This window comes from Pseudomonas urethralis (assembly GCF_021602465.1).
Taxonomy (GTDB): Bacteria; Pseudomonadota; Gammaproteobacteria; order Pseudomonadales; family Pseudomonadaceae; genus Aquipseudomonas; species Aquipseudomonas vlassakiae.
The window spans coordinates 111,052-127,745 of the sequence record NZ_BQIJ01000015.1 but is presented as its reverse complement, the minus strand read 5'-3'; the positions used below and the strand labels follow the sequence as shown (position 1 = coordinate 127,745).

Below are 16,694 nucleotides of genomic sequence, written 5' to 3'. Positions count from 1 at the left end.
GGAGTCAGTGGGCGGGAAGCAGCTCTGCGATTGCGCTGTTGAGGATGTCCAGTGTGCAGGGCTTGCGGATGAAGCGCGCATTGGCAGGGAGAAAGCCGGGGGGAACGATGCTATGGCCCGAGACAATGATCACGGGTAGTTCGGGGTGTTCTGCCCAGATGGCTTTGGCCAGGCCCAGACCATCCAGGTGCCCAGGCATGCGCACATCGGTAATCACCAGTGCCAGGTTTGGCAGACGCGCCAAGGCCGCCAAGGCGTCATCGGCATTGGCGCAGTCGGTGACCCGGTGGCCGAAGTGCGTTACTGCTTCGCTCATCAACCACCGCAGGATGTCGTCATCTTCCACTACCAGTACATGGCTTTTCATCGCTTCCCCCTGTCCCTGGCCATCTAGATGCGGGTTATAACAAGTCGTTTCCAAAAGTGGACGAAAGGCGCTCAAGCGGTTTCTTTGCCCGTTTCAGTTCCTGGGCTAGTCTGGTTGGACGTTTGATCAGGGAGCTGGGCGAGGATCGCAATGAGACTGTATGACTTCATCGAGAGCGACATGGAGAGCATTCTCCTGGCCTGGGAAGACTTTGCCCGCTCGGTCGAGACGGATTTGCCCAAGCAGGATTCAGTCGGCCTCAGAAACCATTCCGAAAAAATCCTGCGTACCGTTGCTGCCGACATGCGCACTGCTCAGACTGCCTATCAACAGGCCGAAAAAGCGCAAGGCAGGGGTCCTCAACAGTCCAGCGACACGGCAGCTCATTCCCATGCGGTGACGCGCCTGATTGCCGGCTTTTCCATGGACCAGATGGTCGCGGAGTACCGGGCCTTGCGCTCCAGCGTGCTTTCATTGTGGTTGGCACAAGAAACCATGCGGGACGCGCATCATGTTCAGGACATGATCCGGTTCAACGAGGCAATAGACCAGGCCCTGGTTGAGTCCGTCGCAGCCTACGGCGCTGCGGTGGAATCAACCCGCAAGATGGTCCTGGCCGTGCTGGGTCATGATCTGCGCTCGCCACTGGGCGCGGTGCTCATGGCCGGCGACCTCATCCTGCGCCAGGGCACGTCAGACGAGAAGGTGAAGCAGCTGGCGTCCCAGGTGTGTAACAGCGCTCGCCGCGCCAACAGCATGGTCAACGACCTGCTGGACCTGGCGCGCTGCAACTTGGGGACAGGCATTCCGGTGCACCCGCAGCCGGTGGAACTGAACGCGATCTGTCGTTCGGTCATCGACGAACTGCGCGCGGCCACCCCTGAGGCGACAATCGTATTCGAGGAGGCCGCGCTGATTACTGGCCAGTTTGATCCGGAACGCATGGCGCAGGTGTTCTCCAACCTGATCGGCAATGCCCTGCGCCATGGCGATTCGACGCTGCCCATCCGAGTCTCGCTGGCCCATGAGGCCGGTGTGCCACGCATCAGCGTGCACAACTCGGGAGAGCCGATTCCCGAGGCCGTGATGCCTTATCTGTTCAAACCCGAAGGCCGCTACTCCAGCTATGCGGAGGGCGAGCGGGGCTCAGCTGCCGGGCTTGGGCTGGGCCTGTTCATCGCGGCGGAGATCGTCGCCAGCCATGGCGGCAGGATCGAGGTCGTGTCGACAGCGGAGCAGGGGACGCTATTCGAGGTCATCCTGTCTGAGGTTTGACGACCCCGCTGCCTGGGTCAGAACACCGACCACCCGATCCGTGCGCTGAGCAGCTCCAGTGCCGCCATCCCCGCCAGTGAATTACCCGCCGCATTCAGCTCCGGCGACCACACGCACACGGTGAATTGCCCCGGTACGATGGCCACGATCCCGCCACCCACGCCGCTCTTGCCGGGCAAGCCGACCCGGTAGGCGAAGTTGCCTGCCTCGTCGTACAGCCCGCTGGTGGCCATGATCGAGTTCACCTGCTGGGTCTGGCGGCGGCTGAGGATCTGCTCGCCGCTGTGCTTGCAGAACCCGTCGTTGGCCAGGAAGCAGAAGGCCCGCGCCAGGTCCAGGCAGCTCATTTGCAGCGCGCAGTAGCTGAAGTAGCTGCGCAGCACCGTCTCGACTTCGTTATGGAAGTTGCCGAACGACTGCATGAGGTAAGCCATGGCGGCGTTGCGCGCGCGGAACTGATACTCCGAGTCGGCGACCTTGGCATCGATCGCGATGTGCGGGTTGCCCGACAGCCGGCGGACGAAGTCGCGCATCGACAAGGTGGGCGCGGCAAAGCGCGACTGGTTGATGTCGCAGATCACCAGCGCACCCGCGTTGATGAACGGGTTGCGCGGGCGGCCACGCTCGAACTCCAGCTGCACCAGCGAGTTGAACGGCTGGCCGGAGGGCTCATGGCCCAGGCGCTCCCAGATGGCTTCGCCGGAATGGCCGATCGCCTGGACCAGGCTGAACACCTTGGAAATACTTTGTACCGAGAACGGCACCAGGGCGTCGCCTGCGCAGTAGTAACTGCCGTCGTTGCCATACACGGCGATGCCCAGCTGATTCGCCGGCACGTCGGCCAGCGCCGGGATGTAGTCAGCCACTTTGCCCTTGCCGATCAAAGGGCGCACTTCGTCGAGAATCTCGTTCAACAGCGTTTGCATGGAAGGCCTTGTTATCAGTCCCCGGACGACAGCGAGGGGGTTGCGCTTGTGACGCAGATTGCACGGCAGAAATCACACGCGGATGCACAAATGGCGCTGGTGATCATGGCCCGGCGTGCTCGGCCATCAATTCCACCACCCAGTTGATGAATACCCGCAGCTTGGCGCTGACGTGGCGGTTGGGCGGGAAGGCCAGGTACAGCGGCATCGGCGCCATCTGCCAGTCCTCGAACAGCGCTACCAGTTCGCCGCTGGCCAGGTGCGGCCTGGCCATGTAGTGCGGCAGCCACAGCGCGCCCAGGCCTGCGAGGCCGGCCGCGAGATAGGCGTTGCCGTCGTCGACTGTCAGCAGCGAACGGCCCTGGACCTCGACGCGCTCTTCGCCGCGCTGCATGACCAGCGGCAACGCCTTGCCGGTGCGAAACCACAGGTAACTGACCGTGCGCTGGCGGCCCTCTTCCAGTTGCCGTGGGTGCACGGGCCGGCCAACCTCCTGCAGGTAACCCGGGGTCGCGTAGACGCCGAGCTTCAGGTCGGCCACATGCCGCGCCACCAGGGACTGGTCGGTGATCTCGCCCCCGCGCACCACGCAGTCGACGTTTTCTTCGATGATGTCGACGATGCGGTCGCTCGCACCCAGGGTCAGCTGAATGTCCGGGTAACGGGCATAAAAACCGGGCAGGGCGGGGATCAGCAGCAGGCGTGCCAGCGGGCTGGGGACATCGACCCGCAGCCGCCCGCGCGGGGCTGCCGAGGCGCTGGACAGGCTGGTCTCGGCATCGTCGATGTCGGCCAGCAGCCGGACGACGCGTTCGTAGTAGGCAGCGCCATCGGCGGTGACGTTGACCTTGCGCGTGGTGCGGTTGAGCAGGCGCACGCGCAGCCGGGCCTCCAGTTGCTGGACCAGCTGGGTCACGCTGGTCTTGCTCATGCCCAAGGTGTCTGCGGCTTTGGTGAAGCTGCCGGTTTCCACCACGCGGGCGAAGGCCTGCATCGCATTGATACGGTCCATTTCAAGGCTCGATCAGGTCGGGATTGTTTGGAGTATACAAACAGTCATGACCAGCCTTGCCCGTTTATCCGGATGGATGGCTTTTCTACAGTGGCTGCACCGTAACCCACCCGGAGTTTTGCCATGACCCGCCAACGCGATGCCGTCTTCCCGCCTGACCGCCACGCCCTGTATGACCTGCACCGTTACTCGCCGGCGATCCGCGCCAATGGCTTGCTGTTCGTGTCCGGCCAGGTAGGCAGCCGCAAGGATGGCTCGGCCGAGCCCGACCTGGCGGCGCAGGTGCGCCTGGCGTTTGCCAACCTCAACGCCATCCTGGCCGAGGCGGGCTGCAGCTTCGCCGACGTGATCGATACCACCCTGTTCATGATCGACCCCGACGCCACCTTCGAAACCATCTGGGAGGTAGCCGCCGAGTTCTGGGGCGAAGCCCCTTACCCGACGGTCACCGCGGTCGGGGTGACCTGGCTGGCAGGCTTCGACTTCGAGATCAAAGTCATTGCCAAGCTACCCTGATGCGCGGCCCTCACGCTCAGTGCGAATGCCGCGGCATCCCGCCTTCCCGGGCGATCACGCGCATGTGCAGCGTCGCCGGCTCCAGGCAGCCGCCGGTGGACAACTGCCCCACCAGCTGGCGGTAGAGTTCCTGCCAGGGCGTCTGCGAGGCCGGGATGTTCGGCTTCCAGGCGGCGCGGCGGCGTGCCACTTCTTCATCGTCCACCAGCAGGTCGACGCGGCGCTGGTTGAGGTCCACGCGCAGCCAGTCGTTGGTCTGCAACAGCGCCAGGCCGCCGCCGACCGCCGCTTCCGGTGACATGTTGAGGATCGACGGGCTGGCCGAGGTGCCGCTCTGGCGACCGTCGCCCAGGCACGGCAGCGAATCGATGCCTTGCTTGATCAGCGCGGCCGGGGGCGCCATGTTGACCACTTCGGCGCTGCCGGGGTAACCCACGGTACCGGCGCCGCGGATCACCAGGATGCAGCGCTCGTCGATGTCCAGCGATGGGTCGTCGATGCGCGCGTGGTAGTCCTCCGGGCCTTCGAACACGATGGCGCGGGCCTCGAAGCTGTTCTCCTTGCCAGGTTCGGCCAGGTAGGTCTTGCGGAAGGCCTCGCCAACCACCGACATCTTCATGATCGCGCTGTCGAAGAAGTTGCCGCTGAGCACGATGAACCCGGCGTTGTGCTTGAGCGGCGCGTCGAACGGCAGGATCACCTCGCGGTTGCTGGTAACCGTATCGCTGACCACCTCGCCGATGGTCTTGCCGCTGACCGTGGCACAGGCCTCGTGCAGGCGGCCGGCCTTGCGCAGTTCATGCATCACCGCCGGCACGCCGCCAGCGCGGTGGAAGCCCTCGCCCAGGTACTTGCCGGCGGGCATGCAGTTGACCAGCAGCGGTACGTCTTCGCCGATGCGCTGCCAGTCGTCCAGCGACAGCTCGATGCCCATGTGCCGGGCGATGGCGATCAGGTGCGGCGGGCAGTTGCTCGAGGCGCCCAGTGCCGAAGCCACGGCAATGGCGTTTTCGAAGGCTTCGCGGGTCATGATCGACGACGGGCGCACGTCCTGCAGCACCAGTTCGCAGATGCGCCTGCCGGTGGCGTAGGCCATCTGCCCGCGTTCGCGGTAGGGCGCAGGGATGCTGGCGCAGCCCGGCAGCGACATGCCCAGGGCTTCGGCCAGGGCGTTCATCGACAGCGCCGTGCCCATGGTGTTGCAGTGGCCCACCGACGGCGAGGCGGCGGTGGTCATTTCCATGAAGCCTTCATAGTCGATTTCGCCTGCGGCCATCAGGTTGCGGGCGTGCCACAGCACCGTGCCCGAGCCAATCAGCTGGCCTTTGTGATGCCCGTCGAGCATCGGCCCGCCCGACAGCACGATGGCCGGCAGGTCGGTGGTGGCTGCGGCCATCAGGCAGGCGGGGGTGGTCTTGTCGCAGCCAGTGGTCAGCACCACGCCGTCCAGGGGGTAGCCGTGGAGGATCTCCACCAGCCCCAGGTAGGCCAGGTTGCGGTCCAGGGCGGCAGTGGGGCGGCGGCTCTGTTCGGCGATCGGGTGCACGGGGAATTCCATGGGGATGCCGCCGGCATCGCGGATCCCGGCCTTGACCCGCTGGGCCAGTTCGATGTGGTGGCGGTTGCACGGGGTGAGGTCGCTGCCGGTCTGGGCGATGCCGATGATCGGCCGCCCCGACTGCAGTTCGTCGCGGGTCAGGCCGTAGTTCATGTAACGCTCCACGTACAGCGCGGTCATGTCGGCGTGGCTCGGGTCGTCGAACCATTGCTGGCTGCGCAGCGGGCGTTTGGCGGTATCGGTCATGTCATGCTCTCTTGTTGTTTTAGCGCTGCAGCAGGCCGCGGGCGGCCAGGTTGCGCATCATCGCGCCAAGGCCGAAGGTCCACGGCGCAGCCTGGTCGCTGGTGGTCACCTGGTTGTGCAACTGGCCGAGCAGGGGGCTGGCGATGCGCACCCGGTCACCCGGTTTGTGGGTGAACCCCGCGCCCGGCTGGTCACGGTCTTCGATGGGGGCGAACAGCGTACCAAGGAACAGCAGGAAGCCGTCGGGGTATTGATGGTTGGCGTTGAGGGTCTGGCGCACCAGGTCTTCAGGGTCGCGGCTGATCTGGTCCATCGAGCTGCTGCCGACCAGGCGGTAGCCGTCCTCGCCCTGGACTTCCAGGTCGACCACGCAGTGGCGCACCGCGTCCAGGTCGAAGCTTTCGTCGAACAGGCGGATGAACGGGCCGACCGCGCACGAGGCGTTGTTGTCCTTGGCCTTGCTCAGCAGCAACGCGCTGCGGCCTTCGAAATCCCGCAGGTTGACGTCGTTGCCCAAGGTGGCGCCGTGGATGCGTCCGCGGCTGTCCACGGCCAGCACCACTTCGGGCTCGGGGTTGTTCCACGCCGAGCCGGGGTGCACGCCGATCGCGCTGCCGCTGCCGACGGCCGCCAGTACCGGGGCCTTGGTGAACACCTCGGCATCCGGGCCGATGCCCACCTCCAGGTACTGCGACCACATGCCTTGCTCGATCAGCAGTGCCTTGAGGGCCATCGCCTGTGGTGAGCCGGGGCGCACTGCACGCAGGTTGTCGCCGATCACCGAATGCACGGTGGCACGCACTGCCTCGGCCTTGCTGGCATCACCGGCTGCCTGCTCTTCGATCACCCGCTCGATCATGCTGGCGGCGAAGGTCACCCCGGCCGCCTTGATCACTTGCAAATCGACCGGGGCAAGCAGGTACGGCTGCTGGGCGTCGAACGCTTCGCCGCTGTTGGTCAGCAACGCTTCGAGGCTGCCCAGGAAGCGGCCCGGTGTGCTGCGCACGGCGTGCAACGGGTCGTCGCTTTCCAGCAGCTGGCTGAGGGTGGCAAAGCGCTCGGACAGGTCGAACACCCCGTCCGGGCGCACGGTGATCGGCGAGGGGCCGCCAGGTTCGCCCGGGGTCCAGGCGCGGCCGATCAGGGTGCCGGTCAGGCCGTCCACGGGCAAGGTGTTGGCGGGGGTGAGGGTCATCGGCATGGATCGCAATCTCTCGGAACGTGAGAGCTGCACGCTAGGCAAGCGGCGCGATAAACTCCAATGGCTTAATCTCACCATTCAATAACAAGCGGTTATCGCAGCGACAGGGGCGTGCATGTCGGACCTTTCCTTTTCCCACGTTTGCAACTGGCTCAAGTTCCGCCACCTGTTGCTGATCGAGACCCTCGGGCGCACGCACAACATGCACGTGGCGGCGCAGCAGATGAACCTGACCCAGCCGGCGATCAGCAAGATGCTCAAGGAAATCGAGCACTTGCTCGGCTTCGCCCTGTTCGAACGGCTGCCGCGCAGCATGCCGCCAACGGCGCTTGGCGAGCAGGTGCTGCGCTATGCCCAGGTGGCGTTGAACGATGCGCGCAACTTCGTCGACCAGATCGACAGCCTGCGCCAGGGCGGCCACGGGCAGTTGAAGGTAGGCGGTATTTTCGCCGCCACCGCCGTGGCGCTGCCCGATGCCATCGTCGCGATCAAGCAGCGCAAGCCGTTGCTGTCGATCGAGGTGGTGGAGCAGACCAGCGATCACCTGATGGCCATGCTCGAAGACAAGCAGCTGCACCTGGCCGTGGCGCGCTTCACCGACGTGTCGCAGCACCAGCGCTTCGACTTCCAGCCGCTGGCACCGGAGCCGTTCTGCTTCGTGGTCAACGACCAGCACCCGCTGAGCGCTGCCGGGCCGGTGACCTTGCCGCAGCTGCTGGAGTGGCCGTGGATTCTCTACCCCAAGGGCACCCCGATTCGCGGGCGCATGGAGCGGGCCTTCGCCGAGGCGGGCGTGGCCGTGCCGCGCAACACCATCGACACCATCTCCATGCAGACCTTCCTCAAGGTGCTGCTGGGCGGGCCGATGATCGGCATGTTGCCCCAGGCGATGGTCGAGCCGCACCTGGCCAGCGGGGTGCTGGTCAACCTCGACACCCCGCTGCACCTGGCGCCGCAGGACTACGGCATCCTCACCCGCAAGGGCGAGCCGTTGAGCGGCGCGGCGCTGGAGTTCGCCGAGATCCTGCTGGCCCACGCGGGCCGAGGGGAAGGGGAGCGATAACGCGCCGTTATCGGATGATCGATAAATGCCATTGGGAAAGCATCGCACAGCCGCCTAGATTAGCGACCCATGTCTTTCGCAATGCCGAGGAATCATCCATGACGTCCCACGCAGGCCAGCAATTCATCGGCGGGGTTCGCCGCGCCACCGGTCAGGCGGCCTTGTACAGTGTCGATGCACGCAGCGGGCAGCCACTGCCAGGCGCGTTCTACCAGGCCAGTGACGAAGAAGTCGATGCCGCTGCCCTGGCCGCTGCAGCTGCCTACCCCGTGTACCGGGCCTTGCCCGCCGCTCGCCGCGCCGAGTTTCTCGACGCCATCGCCGATGCCCTCGATGCCCTGGGTGACGACTTCATCGCCACCGTATGCCAGGAAACGGCCTTGCCGCCCGCCCGTATCCAGGGTGAGCGGGCGCGTACCAGCGGCCAGCTGAGGCTGTTCGCCACGGTGTTGCGCCGCGGTGACTTCCTCAGCGCGCGCATCGACCGTGCGCAGCCCCAGCGTGCTCCGCTGCCGCGCCTGGATATCCGCCAGTGCCGCATGGGCCTGGGGCCGGTCGCAGTGTTCGGCGCCAGCAACTTCCCCCTGGCGTTTTCCACGGCCGGTGGCGACACCGCTGCGGCGCTGGCCGCCGGCTGCCCGGTGGTGTTCAAGGCCCACAGCGGCCACATGGCCACCGCGCAGTGGGTGGCCGAGGCGATCGTCGCTGCCGCTGAGCGCTGTGCCATGCCGGCCGGGGTGTTCAACATGATCTACGGTGGCCGGGTCGGTGAGGCGCTGGTCAAGCACCCGGCCATCCAGGCCGTGGGCTTCACCGGTTCGCTCAAGGGCGGCCGCGCCCTGTGCGACATGGCGGCGGCGCGGCCGCAACCGATCCCGGTGTTCGCCGAAATGAGCAGCATCAACCCGGTGCTGGTGCTGCCCGGGGCGCTGGCCGTGCGCGGCGAGGCCGTGGCCCGCGAGCTGGTCGCTTCGGTGGTGCTCGGCTGCGGGCAATTCTGTACCAACCCTGGCCTGGTGCTGGGGGTGCGCTCGCCAGCCTTCAGCGCCTTTGTCGAGCAGCTGGCTGCGCAGATGGCCGAGCAGCCACCACAAACCATGCTCAACGCCGGCACCCTGGCCAGCTATGCCCACGGCGTAGCCGCGCTCAAGGCGCAGGCCGGCGTGCGCTTGCTGGCTGGCGCCGAGCAGCAGGGCAACCAGGCCTGGCCGCAGCTGTTCCAGGCGGATGCGCAGCTGTTGCTGGCCGGCGAAGCGCTGCTGCAGGAGGAAATCTTCGGCCCGGCCACCGTGCTGGTCGAACTCGCCGACCAGGCCCAGTTGCTGGCCGCGCTGCAGGCGCTGGGCGGGCAACTGACCGCCACCTTGATCGGCGAGCCGGACGACCTGGCGCACGCCGCGCCGCTGGTGGCCGTGCTTGAACAGAAGGCCGGCCGCGTGTTGGTCAACGGCTACCCGACCGGCGTCGAGGTGTGCGACGCCATGGTCCATGGCGGCCCGTTCCCGGCCACCTCCGACAGCCGTGGCACTTCGGTCGGCACCCTGGCGATCGACCGTTTCCTACGCCCGGTGTGCTACCAGAACTTCCCCGATGCATTGCTGCCCGAGGCGCTGCGCGATGCCAACCCGCTCGGTTTGCTGCGCCTGGTCGACGGCCAGCCCAGCCGTGACCCGATTCGCTGATTACCGCTGCTGATAGTCACCCACCGGCTGCGCCTGCAGCGGTGGGCTTCCCATAACAACAATCAGGCATGCACGACATGCCACGAGGCTTGGCCATGGCTCATCCATCTACCGCCCCCACCGCCGATCAGGCGTTCGAAGACCGCACCTACCGCAAGGTCATCCTGCGTATCCTGCCGATCCTGCTGCTGTGTTACATCGCCGCCTACCTTGACCGGGTCAATATCGGCTTTGCCAAGCTGAGCATGCTCGACGACCTGCAGTTCAGCAACACCGTCTACGCCCTGGGTGCCAGCGTGTTCTTCTGGGGCTACTTCCTGTTCGAGGTGCCCAGCAACCTGCTGCTGCATCGCTACGGCGCGCGCTTCTGGATCGCCCGGATCATGCTGAGCTGGGCGATCATCTCGATGGCGGTGGCGTTCACCCAGCCGTTGGCCGGGTTCTTCCACATCGAGTCCAGCACCATGTTCTACGTGCTGCGCTTCTTGCTGGGCATCTGCGAGGCCGGTTTCTTCCCCGGCGTGATCCTTTACCTCAACTACTGGTTCCCGACCCATCGGCAGAGCCGGGTCATGTCGGGTTTCCTCATGGCGATGCCGGTCAGCCTCACCCTCGGTGGGGTATTGTCGGGCTGGCTGATGACGCGCCTGGATGGCTGGCATGACCTGGCCGGCTGGCAGTGGATGCTGCTGGTCGAGGGCGTGCCTTCGGTGATCATGGCCGTGGTGGTGTTCACCTGCCTGTGCGACAACATCGACAAGGCCACCTGGCTGTCGGATGCGCAGAAGCAGTTGCTCAAGGCCAACCTGCAACAGGAAGCGGACGGCAAGGTCTCGCGGCTCGGCGAGGTGTTCTTCAACCCGCGGGTGTGGCTGCTGGTGTTGATCCTGCTGACCTTCAATACCGGCTTCTATGGCCTGGCCTTCTGGATGCCGTCGATCATCAAGAGCGCGGGCGTGACCAGCAGCCTGGAGATCGGCCTGCTGACCGCCATCCCGTACAGCGTGGCGATCGTGGCCATGTTCCTCAATGCGCGCCACTCCAACCGCACCGGCGAGCGCCGCTGGCATGCCGCGATCCCCGCATTCATCGGCGGCTGCGGGCTGATCCTCAGCGCCGCGTTCGCCCATGACGTCACGCTGTCGATCCTGTTCCTGACCGTGGCCGCGTCGGGGGTGCTGAGCCTGATGCCGATCTTCTGGACCCTGCCGGGCACGGTGTTGTCCGGTGTCGCGGCGGCGGCGGGCATCGGCATGATCAATGCCATCGGCAACCTGTCGGGCTTCACCGGCTCGATGATCACGGCAATGGCGGAGAACCTGACCGGCAACATCAACGACGGCACCTACGTGTTGGGCCTGTGCCTGTTCGTCAGCGGCTTGCTGATCCTGGCGATCCCCGCCGCGATGCTCAAGCGTTCGGCTGCCGAGCCGCGCAAGCAACTGGAACTGGAGGCGGCCTGAGCGGCGCCCGTTACAAGGTGGTCGACTTGCCCATGCGGTCCAGCTCGAACACCTTGCTGCGTTGCAGGCACTCACGCAGGTAACGCGCCGCCGGGCCAGGCTGGCGCTTGCGATGCCACAGCAGGTCCACCCCCACCAGCCAGTCGGTGTGGGGGTAGGCCTCCAGTTGCAGCTCCACCAGCTGCCCGCTCTCCAGCTCGCGCTGCACCAACAGGCGCGGCAGGGTCGCCCAGCCAAGCCCGCCGCGCACCATCTCGACCAACGCCAGGTAACTCTCCGCCCGCCACAGCTGGCCGGCCCGCAGGTATTCGCTGCTGGGCAGCTTGTCGGCATGGGCGAAAAACGCCAGCCGGCGATGGGCGTTGAGGTCGGCGAAGCTGACCGGGCACTGCCGCGCCAAGGCGAATTGCGGGTGGCAGACGTGGGTCATGATCAGCTTGCCCAGCTGCTGGAAGGCCAGCTCCGGCGGGTAGCCGGGCTGGGCGAAACTCACCCCGAGGTCGGCCTCGCCGGTCAGGATCATTTCGCTGACGTCGCCGTGCAGCGGGTGGCGGATCGACAAGTCGACAAACGGAAACGCCGCGTCGAAGCCTCTGAAGGGCGCTATCAGCGGGCCATAGGGCACCTCGATCGCCAGGGTCAGCGCGGCTTCCACCTGGCCTGCCAGGCTGTCGGCGCTGCCCTCCAGGGCGTAGCAGCGCTCAAGGATGCCCTCGGCGCGCAGTAGCAGTTTATGGCCCGCCGCGGTCAAGGCCGGGATGCGGCTGGTGCGGTCGAACAGCTGCACGCCCAGGTCGGCTTCCAGGTTGCTGATGGCCGCGCTGACCGTCGACTGGGTGCGCCCCAGCCGTCGCGCTGCGGCAGAAAACGAGCCGGCCTGAACGGCGCTGACGAACACCTGCAACTGCTCCAGCGAAAAGCGCATCACCTGATCCTGTCCAAGGGTCGATCCATCGATAGTAACGATGGTTAATCATTTGCTCCATCGGTGATTACCCAGGATTCTCTAGCCAGACATCGGCGACAGCTGCCACGCTTCCCTGCGCTGCATGTCACTCCGGGCGCCTTCAACAATAAAAAGAGCCGCACTTCAGGAGATTCACGACATGAGCCAACCTGTTATCCATCCCGTGGACGAAATACTGCCTGCGCGGCAGCTGTTCAGCTTCGGCCTGCAGCATGTGCTGGTGATGTACGCCGGTGCCGTCGCCGTGCCACTGATTCTGGGCAGTGCCCTGGGGCTGACCCAGGCCCAGGTGGTGACCTTGATCAATGCCAACCTGCTGACCTCGGGTGTCGCCACCTTGCTGCAGACCCTCGGTTGGTGGCGCTTTGGCGCACGCTTGCCGCTGATCCAGGGCTGCTCGTTCATTGCCCTGGCGCCGATGATCATGATCGGCAAGGAATTCGGGCTGCCTCATGTGTTCGGTGCGGTGATCGCAGCGGGTGCGCTCACCATGGCCATTGCGCCGCTGTTCAGCCGTTTGCTGCGGTTTTTCCCGCCGGTGGTGATCGGCAGCCTGATCACCGTCATCGGCATTTCGCTGATGCCGGCCGCTGCCATCTGGCTTGGAGGAGGGCAGCCAGGCAGTGCCGACTTCGGCAAGCCGGCCAACCTGTTGTTGGGCGTGGCGACGGTGGCGATGACGCTGGTGATCCACGCCCGTTTTCGGGGCTTCATCGGCAACCTCAGCGTGCTCCTGGGGCTGATTGCCGGCAGCGTGGTGGCTGCAGCCTGCGGCATGACCGACTTCAGCCGGGTGGGCGATGCCGCGTGGTTCGAGCTCAGCGCGCCGATGGCGTTCGGCATGCCGCAGTTCGCCTTCACGCCCGTGCTGATCATGCTGCTGGCGATGCTGGTGATCATGGCCGAGACCACCGGCAACTGCCTGGCCATCGGCAAGCTGACCGGCAAGCCCACCGACCCGCGCACCCTGGGCAACGCGTTTCGCGCCGATGGCCTGTCGACCCTGCTGGGGGGCCTGTTCAACAGCTTCCCTTACAACGCGTTCACGCAGAACACCGGCCTGATCGCGCTTTCCGGGGTCAAGAGCCGCTTCGTGGTCGCCGCAGCGGGCGCCATCATGGTGTTGATGGGGCTGTTCCCCAAGCTGGGTGCGCTGATCGCCAGTGTGCCGACGCCCGTGCTCGGCGGCTGCGCCATCGTGATGTTCGGCATGACCACGGTGGCGGGCATCCAGGAACTGGCCCGCGTCCGTTTCGAAGGGACCCGCAACGGCCTGGTGGTGGCGGTGTCGGTCAGCATCGGTGTGTTGCCGATGTCGATGCCGGCGCTGTTCGAGCACGTCAGCGGCCCACTGAAGCTGGTGCTGGAAAGCGGGATCTTCCTGGCTGCGGTCAGCGCCATCCTGCTCAACCTGCTGCTCAACCGTGAAGCCGCACCCTGCAGCCAGGACGCCGTCGATACCCGCCTGGCCAAGTGAGCCTGGCTTTTCATGCGCGCCAGCTGGCGCGCTTTCACCTGCCGTACTAGGAGTAACCGCCATGACGTTCACCCGCTCCGGCGCCGAGCTGTCCGATTTGGACCTGGCCCTGCTGCGCGAGTCGATCCGCCTGTCCGAGCAATCGCGCCAGGACGGCCGACACCCCTTTGCTGCCCTGGTGGCCGATGCGCAAGGGCAGATCATCGCCAGCGCCGGCAACAACTCCATGCCCCCCGAGGGCGACCCGACCCAGCATGCCGAGCTGGTCGCAGCGGCGCGTGCCGCCAGGCTGCTGACACCGGAACAACTCGCAGGCTGCACCTTGTACACCAGCGCCGAGCCTTGCTGCATGTGTGCTGGCGCAGTGTACTGGACCGGCATTGGCCGGGTGGTCTATGCCTTGTCGGAACACGCGTTGCTCGGGCTGACCGGTGCGCACCCGGAAAACCCCACCTTTTCGCTGCCGTGCCGCGAGGTGTTCGCCCGCGGCCAGCGCACGGTACAGGTGCATGGCCCGCTGCTGGAGGACGAAGCCGCGACCGCTCACCAGGGGTTCTGGGCATGAACGGCGGCGTCTCCGTGCATGTGGTGGACATTGCCAGCGGGCGTGCCGCGCAAGGGCTGCGCCTGAGCATCGGCGTCGCGGGCGGCGCGCCGATCGCGCAGGGCATCATCGATGCGCGCGGCCAATGGGCGGGGCTGGCGGAGATGAACGCGCTATTCGGGGCCGGCGTCTATGAAGTGCGTTTGCAGGTGGCCCGGTTTTATCGGGAAATGGGGACGACGTTGCCTGAAATCCCCTTTATCGACGAACTGATCTACCGCTTCGGGATCGGCGATGCCCAGGCGCACTATCACTTGCCTTTCAAGCTCACCGCCTGGGGCGTCAGCTGCTTCCGGGGTGGCGCTTGACGCTGCGTCTGGCCATGCCTGGTGACTAAATCCGCAGCGATTCATCCTCTTTCTGCTGCTACCCGGCGCTGCATGGCTTATCCTTGCGCCACGCAATCAACGTAGAAGCAGTGAAATACGATGGGTTTTGAACAACTAGCTGAGTTACGTGACCGCCTGCGGTCTGAAAAAGAGCAGCAGGCAAAGGCCGACGCCCCGCGCCCTGCCAAGCGCAAGCCCGCCTCGCAGGCCAAGGCGCGTGAGCAGGACCCGGCGGTGGAAGCGATCTGGCCACTGCAGAAGCATTTCCCGTTGGCTTTCCCGGTCAACCCGGCGCCCAAGGTGCCGCTCAAGGAGGGCATCTTCAAGGATGCCGAGCAACACCTGGAGCTGCTCGGCATCACGGTTGAGCAGCTCAAGCTGGGCATCTCGACCTGGTGCCGGGGCAACCGCTACTGGGCAAGCATGGTCGAAGGTGCTTCGCGCCTGGACTTGAATGGCCAGCCCGCAGGCGTTGTCACCGCCGGTCAGGCGCTGTACGCCAAGCAACAGGCGGCACGCCAGCGCGGCAAAGGCCGCAAGGACCGCGCCAAAGCCAAAGCCGCTGCCCCGGCCCCTGTCGCCGATACCGCAGTGGAACCGACTGCGGACTGAGCCCCTTCGCGCTGGGCCCTGCGCCATCCAACCGGATGGCGCCTGGGCCTGCTCAAATGTGCGATCCCTGTGGAAGCGGCTTTTTCCCGCGAACACGGGCGCAGCCCGTGCCATCCCCCTGAAACCAGGGCGACAGCCATTAGCGCCACTGATCTGGCTTGTCACGCAGCGCACTGAACACCTGAACCTCAGCAGTTACCTCAACAGGGTAGGGCGCCTTTCGGTCGCCTCTGACATTCGGGAGTTCAACCTATGAAAGCCATCGTGTACAACGGCCCACGTGACGTCGCGGTCAAGGATGTGCAGGACGCGATGATCGAGAAGCCAACAGACGTGCTGGTACGCATTACCACCACCAACATTTGCGGTTCCGACCTCCACATGTATGAGGGGCGAACGTCATTCGAAACCGGGCGGGTATTCGGCCATGAAAACCTCGGCGAGGTGATCGAGGTAGGCGCCGGGGTCGACCGGGTCAAAGTCGGTGATCGCGTTTGCCTGCCATTCAATATCGGCTGTGGCTTCTGCGAAAACTGTGAAAAAGGGCTCACGGGATTTTGCCTGACCGCCAATCCGGGCACTGCCGGCGCTGCCTACGGTTTCGCCGACATGGGGCCTTATCAGGGTGGCCAGGCGGAATTGCTGCGCGTGCCCTATGGAGATTTCAATTGCCTGGTCCTGCCGGAAGATGCCGAGGAACGCGAAGATGACTACGTCATGCTCTCCGATATTTTCCCTACCGGTTGGCATGCCACAGAGCTGGCCGGCCTGCAGCCTGGCGAGAGCATCGCGATCTATGGTGCCGGGCCTGTCGGGTTGATGGCGGCGCATTCGGCCATCATCAAAGGTGCCTCTCAGGTGTTCGTGGTCGACAACCAGCCAGACCGCCTGCAGCTTGCCGCGCAGCTTGGGGCAACCCCCATCAACGCCGTGGAGCAGAAGGCCGTGGAAGAGATCCTCAACCTGACCCATGGCAGAGGCACCGACCGCGGGTGCGAGTGCGTCGGCTATCAGTGCTGTGACAAGCATGGGCATGAAGTGAACAACCTCACCATGAACAACCTGGTCGCTTCGACCAAGGCTACTGGTGGCATAGGTGTCGTGGGCGTGTTCGTGCCGCAAGACCCTGGTGCGAAAAACGACTTGGCGAAAGAGGGCAAGATGGCCTTCGATTTCGGCGCGTTCTGGTTCAAAGGCCAGCAGATCCGCACCGGCCAGGCGAACGTGAAGGCGTACAATCGCCGTCTTGCAGCGCTTATCCACCATGGGCGGGCCAAGCCTTCGCAGATCATTTCTCATCGCCTGAGGCTTACTGAAGGCCCGCAGGCCTACCAGCATTTCGATGCAAGGGATGATGGCTGGACGAAGGTGGTGCTCAAGCCAGCGGCTTGAGCCG

General features: G+C 65.3%; 16 protein-coding genes. 10 read left to right on the top strand and 6 right to left on the bottom strand.

The features are described from left to right. Window positions 1-4: 4 nt before the first annotated feature. Window positions 5-367 carry a response regulator gene (locus tag L6D64_RS21695; RefSeq protein ID WP_176508002.1) on the bottom strand — a complete coding sequence of 121 codons (363 nt, stop codon included), beginning with the start codon at window positions 365-367 and terminating at the stop codon, window positions 5-7. A 150-nt stretch (window positions 368-517) separates the two neighbouring features. Between L6D64_RS21695 and L6D64_RS21690 the strand changes: the two genes are divergently transcribed. Then, window positions 518-1,642, top strand: coding sequence for a sensor histidine kinase (locus L6D64_RS21690; RefSeq protein ID WP_176508003.1), 1,125 nt, complete (start codon window positions 518-520; stop codon window positions 1,640-1,642). A gap of 17 nt (window positions 1,643-1,659) precedes the next feature. Here L6D64_RS21690 and glsB read toward each other — a convergent pair whose 3' ends face one another. Beyond that, entirely contained in the window at window positions 1,660-2,568 is a 909-nt protein-coding gene (gene glsB / locus L6D64_RS21685; RefSeq protein ID WP_099814518.1) for a glutaminase B, read from the bottom strand. A gap of 103 nt (window positions 2,569-2,671) precedes the next feature. After that, entirely contained in the window at window positions 2,672-3,580 is a 909-nt protein-coding gene (locus L6D64_RS21680) for a LysR family transcriptional regulator (RefSeq protein WP_176508004.1), read from the bottom strand. A 123-nt stretch (window positions 3,581-3,703) separates the two neighbouring features. Between L6D64_RS21680 and L6D64_RS21675 the strand changes: the two genes are divergently transcribed. Then, window positions 3,704-4,096 carry a RidA family protein gene (locus L6D64_RS21675; RefSeq protein WP_176508005.1) on the top strand — a complete coding sequence of 131 codons (393 nt, stop codon included), beginning with the start codon at window positions 3,704-3,706 and terminating at the stop codon, window positions 4,094-4,096. 16 nt (window positions 4,097-4,112) lie between these two features. Here the strand turns inward: L6D64_RS21675 and L6D64_RS21670 are convergent, their stop codons facing one another. Together L6D64_RS21670 and L6D64_RS21665 are read right to left on the bottom strand one after the other, a co-directional pair. After that, window positions 4,113-5,900, bottom strand: coding sequence for an IlvD/Edd family dehydratase (locus tag L6D64_RS21670; protein WP_099814521.1), 1,788 nt, complete (start codon window positions 5,898-5,900; stop codon window positions 4,113-4,115). Window positions 5,901-5,919: 19 nt separating this feature from the next. Beyond that, on the bottom strand, window positions 5,920-7,101 hold the full coding sequence (locus L6D64_RS21665) for a fumarylacetoacetate hydrolase family protein (RefSeq protein WP_176508006.1): 1,182 nt from the start codon (window positions 7,099-7,101) through the stop codon (window positions 5,920-5,922). A 115-nt stretch (window positions 7,102-7,216) separates the two neighbouring features. Here L6D64_RS21665 and L6D64_RS21660 point away from each other — a divergent pair, with 115 nt between their 5' ends. The 3 genes from L6D64_RS21660 (at window position 7,217) to L6D64_RS21650 (ending at window position 11,309) form a co-directional block, all read left to right on the top strand. Continuing rightward, window positions 7,217-8,164 (top strand): LysR family transcriptional regulator, encoded by a 948-nt coding sequence (locus L6D64_RS21660; protein WP_176508007.1) that lies wholly within the window; start codon window positions 7,217-7,219, stop codon window positions 8,162-8,164. A 98-nt stretch (window positions 8,165-8,262) separates the two neighbouring features. Beyond that, window positions 8,263-9,846, top strand: coding sequence for an aldehyde dehydrogenase (NADP(+)) (locus L6D64_RS21655; RefSeq protein ID WP_176508008.1), 1,584 nt, complete (start codon window positions 8,263-8,265; stop codon window positions 9,844-9,846). Between the two features lie 77 nt (window positions 9,847-9,923). Further along, a complete protein-coding gene (locus L6D64_RS21650) occupies window positions 9,924-11,309 on the top strand; it encodes an MFS transporter (RefSeq protein ID WP_371870310.1) in 1,386 nt (461 codons plus the stop codon). Between the two features lie 10 nt (window positions 11,310-11,319). On the opposite strand, the gene L6D64_RS21645 is transcribed toward L6D64_RS21650, so the two are convergent. Further along, window positions 11,320-12,234: a LysR family transcriptional regulator gene (locus L6D64_RS21645; RefSeq protein ID WP_176508010.1), complete on the bottom strand. Its 915-nt coding sequence runs from the start codon at window positions 12,232-12,234 to the stop codon at window positions 11,320-11,322. A gap of 181 nt (window positions 12,235-12,415) precedes the next feature. Between L6D64_RS21645 and L6D64_RS21640 the strand changes: the two genes are divergently transcribed. The 5 genes from L6D64_RS21640 (at window position 12,416) to L6D64_RS21620 (ending at window position 16,690) form a co-directional block, all read left to right on the top strand. Beyond that, window positions 12,416-13,753: a nucleobase:cation symporter-2 family protein gene (locus tag L6D64_RS21640; protein WP_176508011.1), complete on the top strand. Its 1,338-nt coding sequence runs from the start codon at window positions 12,416-12,418 to the stop codon at window positions 13,751-13,753. A gap of 61 nt (window positions 13,754-13,814) precedes the next feature. Then, window positions 13,815-14,318, top strand: a complete 504-nt coding sequence (locus L6D64_RS21635; protein WP_176508012.1) for a nucleoside deaminase — start codon at window positions 13,815-13,817, stop codon at window positions 14,316-14,318. After that, window positions 14,315-14,665 carry a hydroxyisourate hydrolase gene (locus L6D64_RS21630; RefSeq protein WP_176508013.1) on the top strand — a complete coding sequence of 117 codons (351 nt, stop codon included), beginning with the start codon at window positions 14,315-14,317 and terminating at the stop codon, window positions 14,663-14,665. Before L6D64_RS21635 ends, L6D64_RS21630 begins: the two co-directional genes overlap by 4 nt. Window positions 14,666-14,785: 120 nt before the next feature. Further along, the gene (locus L6D64_RS21625) at window positions 14,786-15,298 is read left to right on the top strand and encodes a ProQ/FinO family protein (protein ID WP_176508014.1); all 513 of its coding nucleotides are present in this window, start codon (window positions 14,786-14,788) and stop codon (window positions 15,296-15,298) included. A gap of 252 nt (window positions 15,299-15,550) precedes the next feature. After that, on the top strand, window positions 15,551-16,690 hold the full coding sequence (locus tag L6D64_RS21620; protein ID WP_176508015.1) for a glutathione-independent formaldehyde dehydrogenase: 1,140 nt from the start codon (window positions 15,551-15,553) through the stop codon (window positions 16,688-16,690). Window positions 16,691-16,694 lie beyond the last annotated feature (4 nt).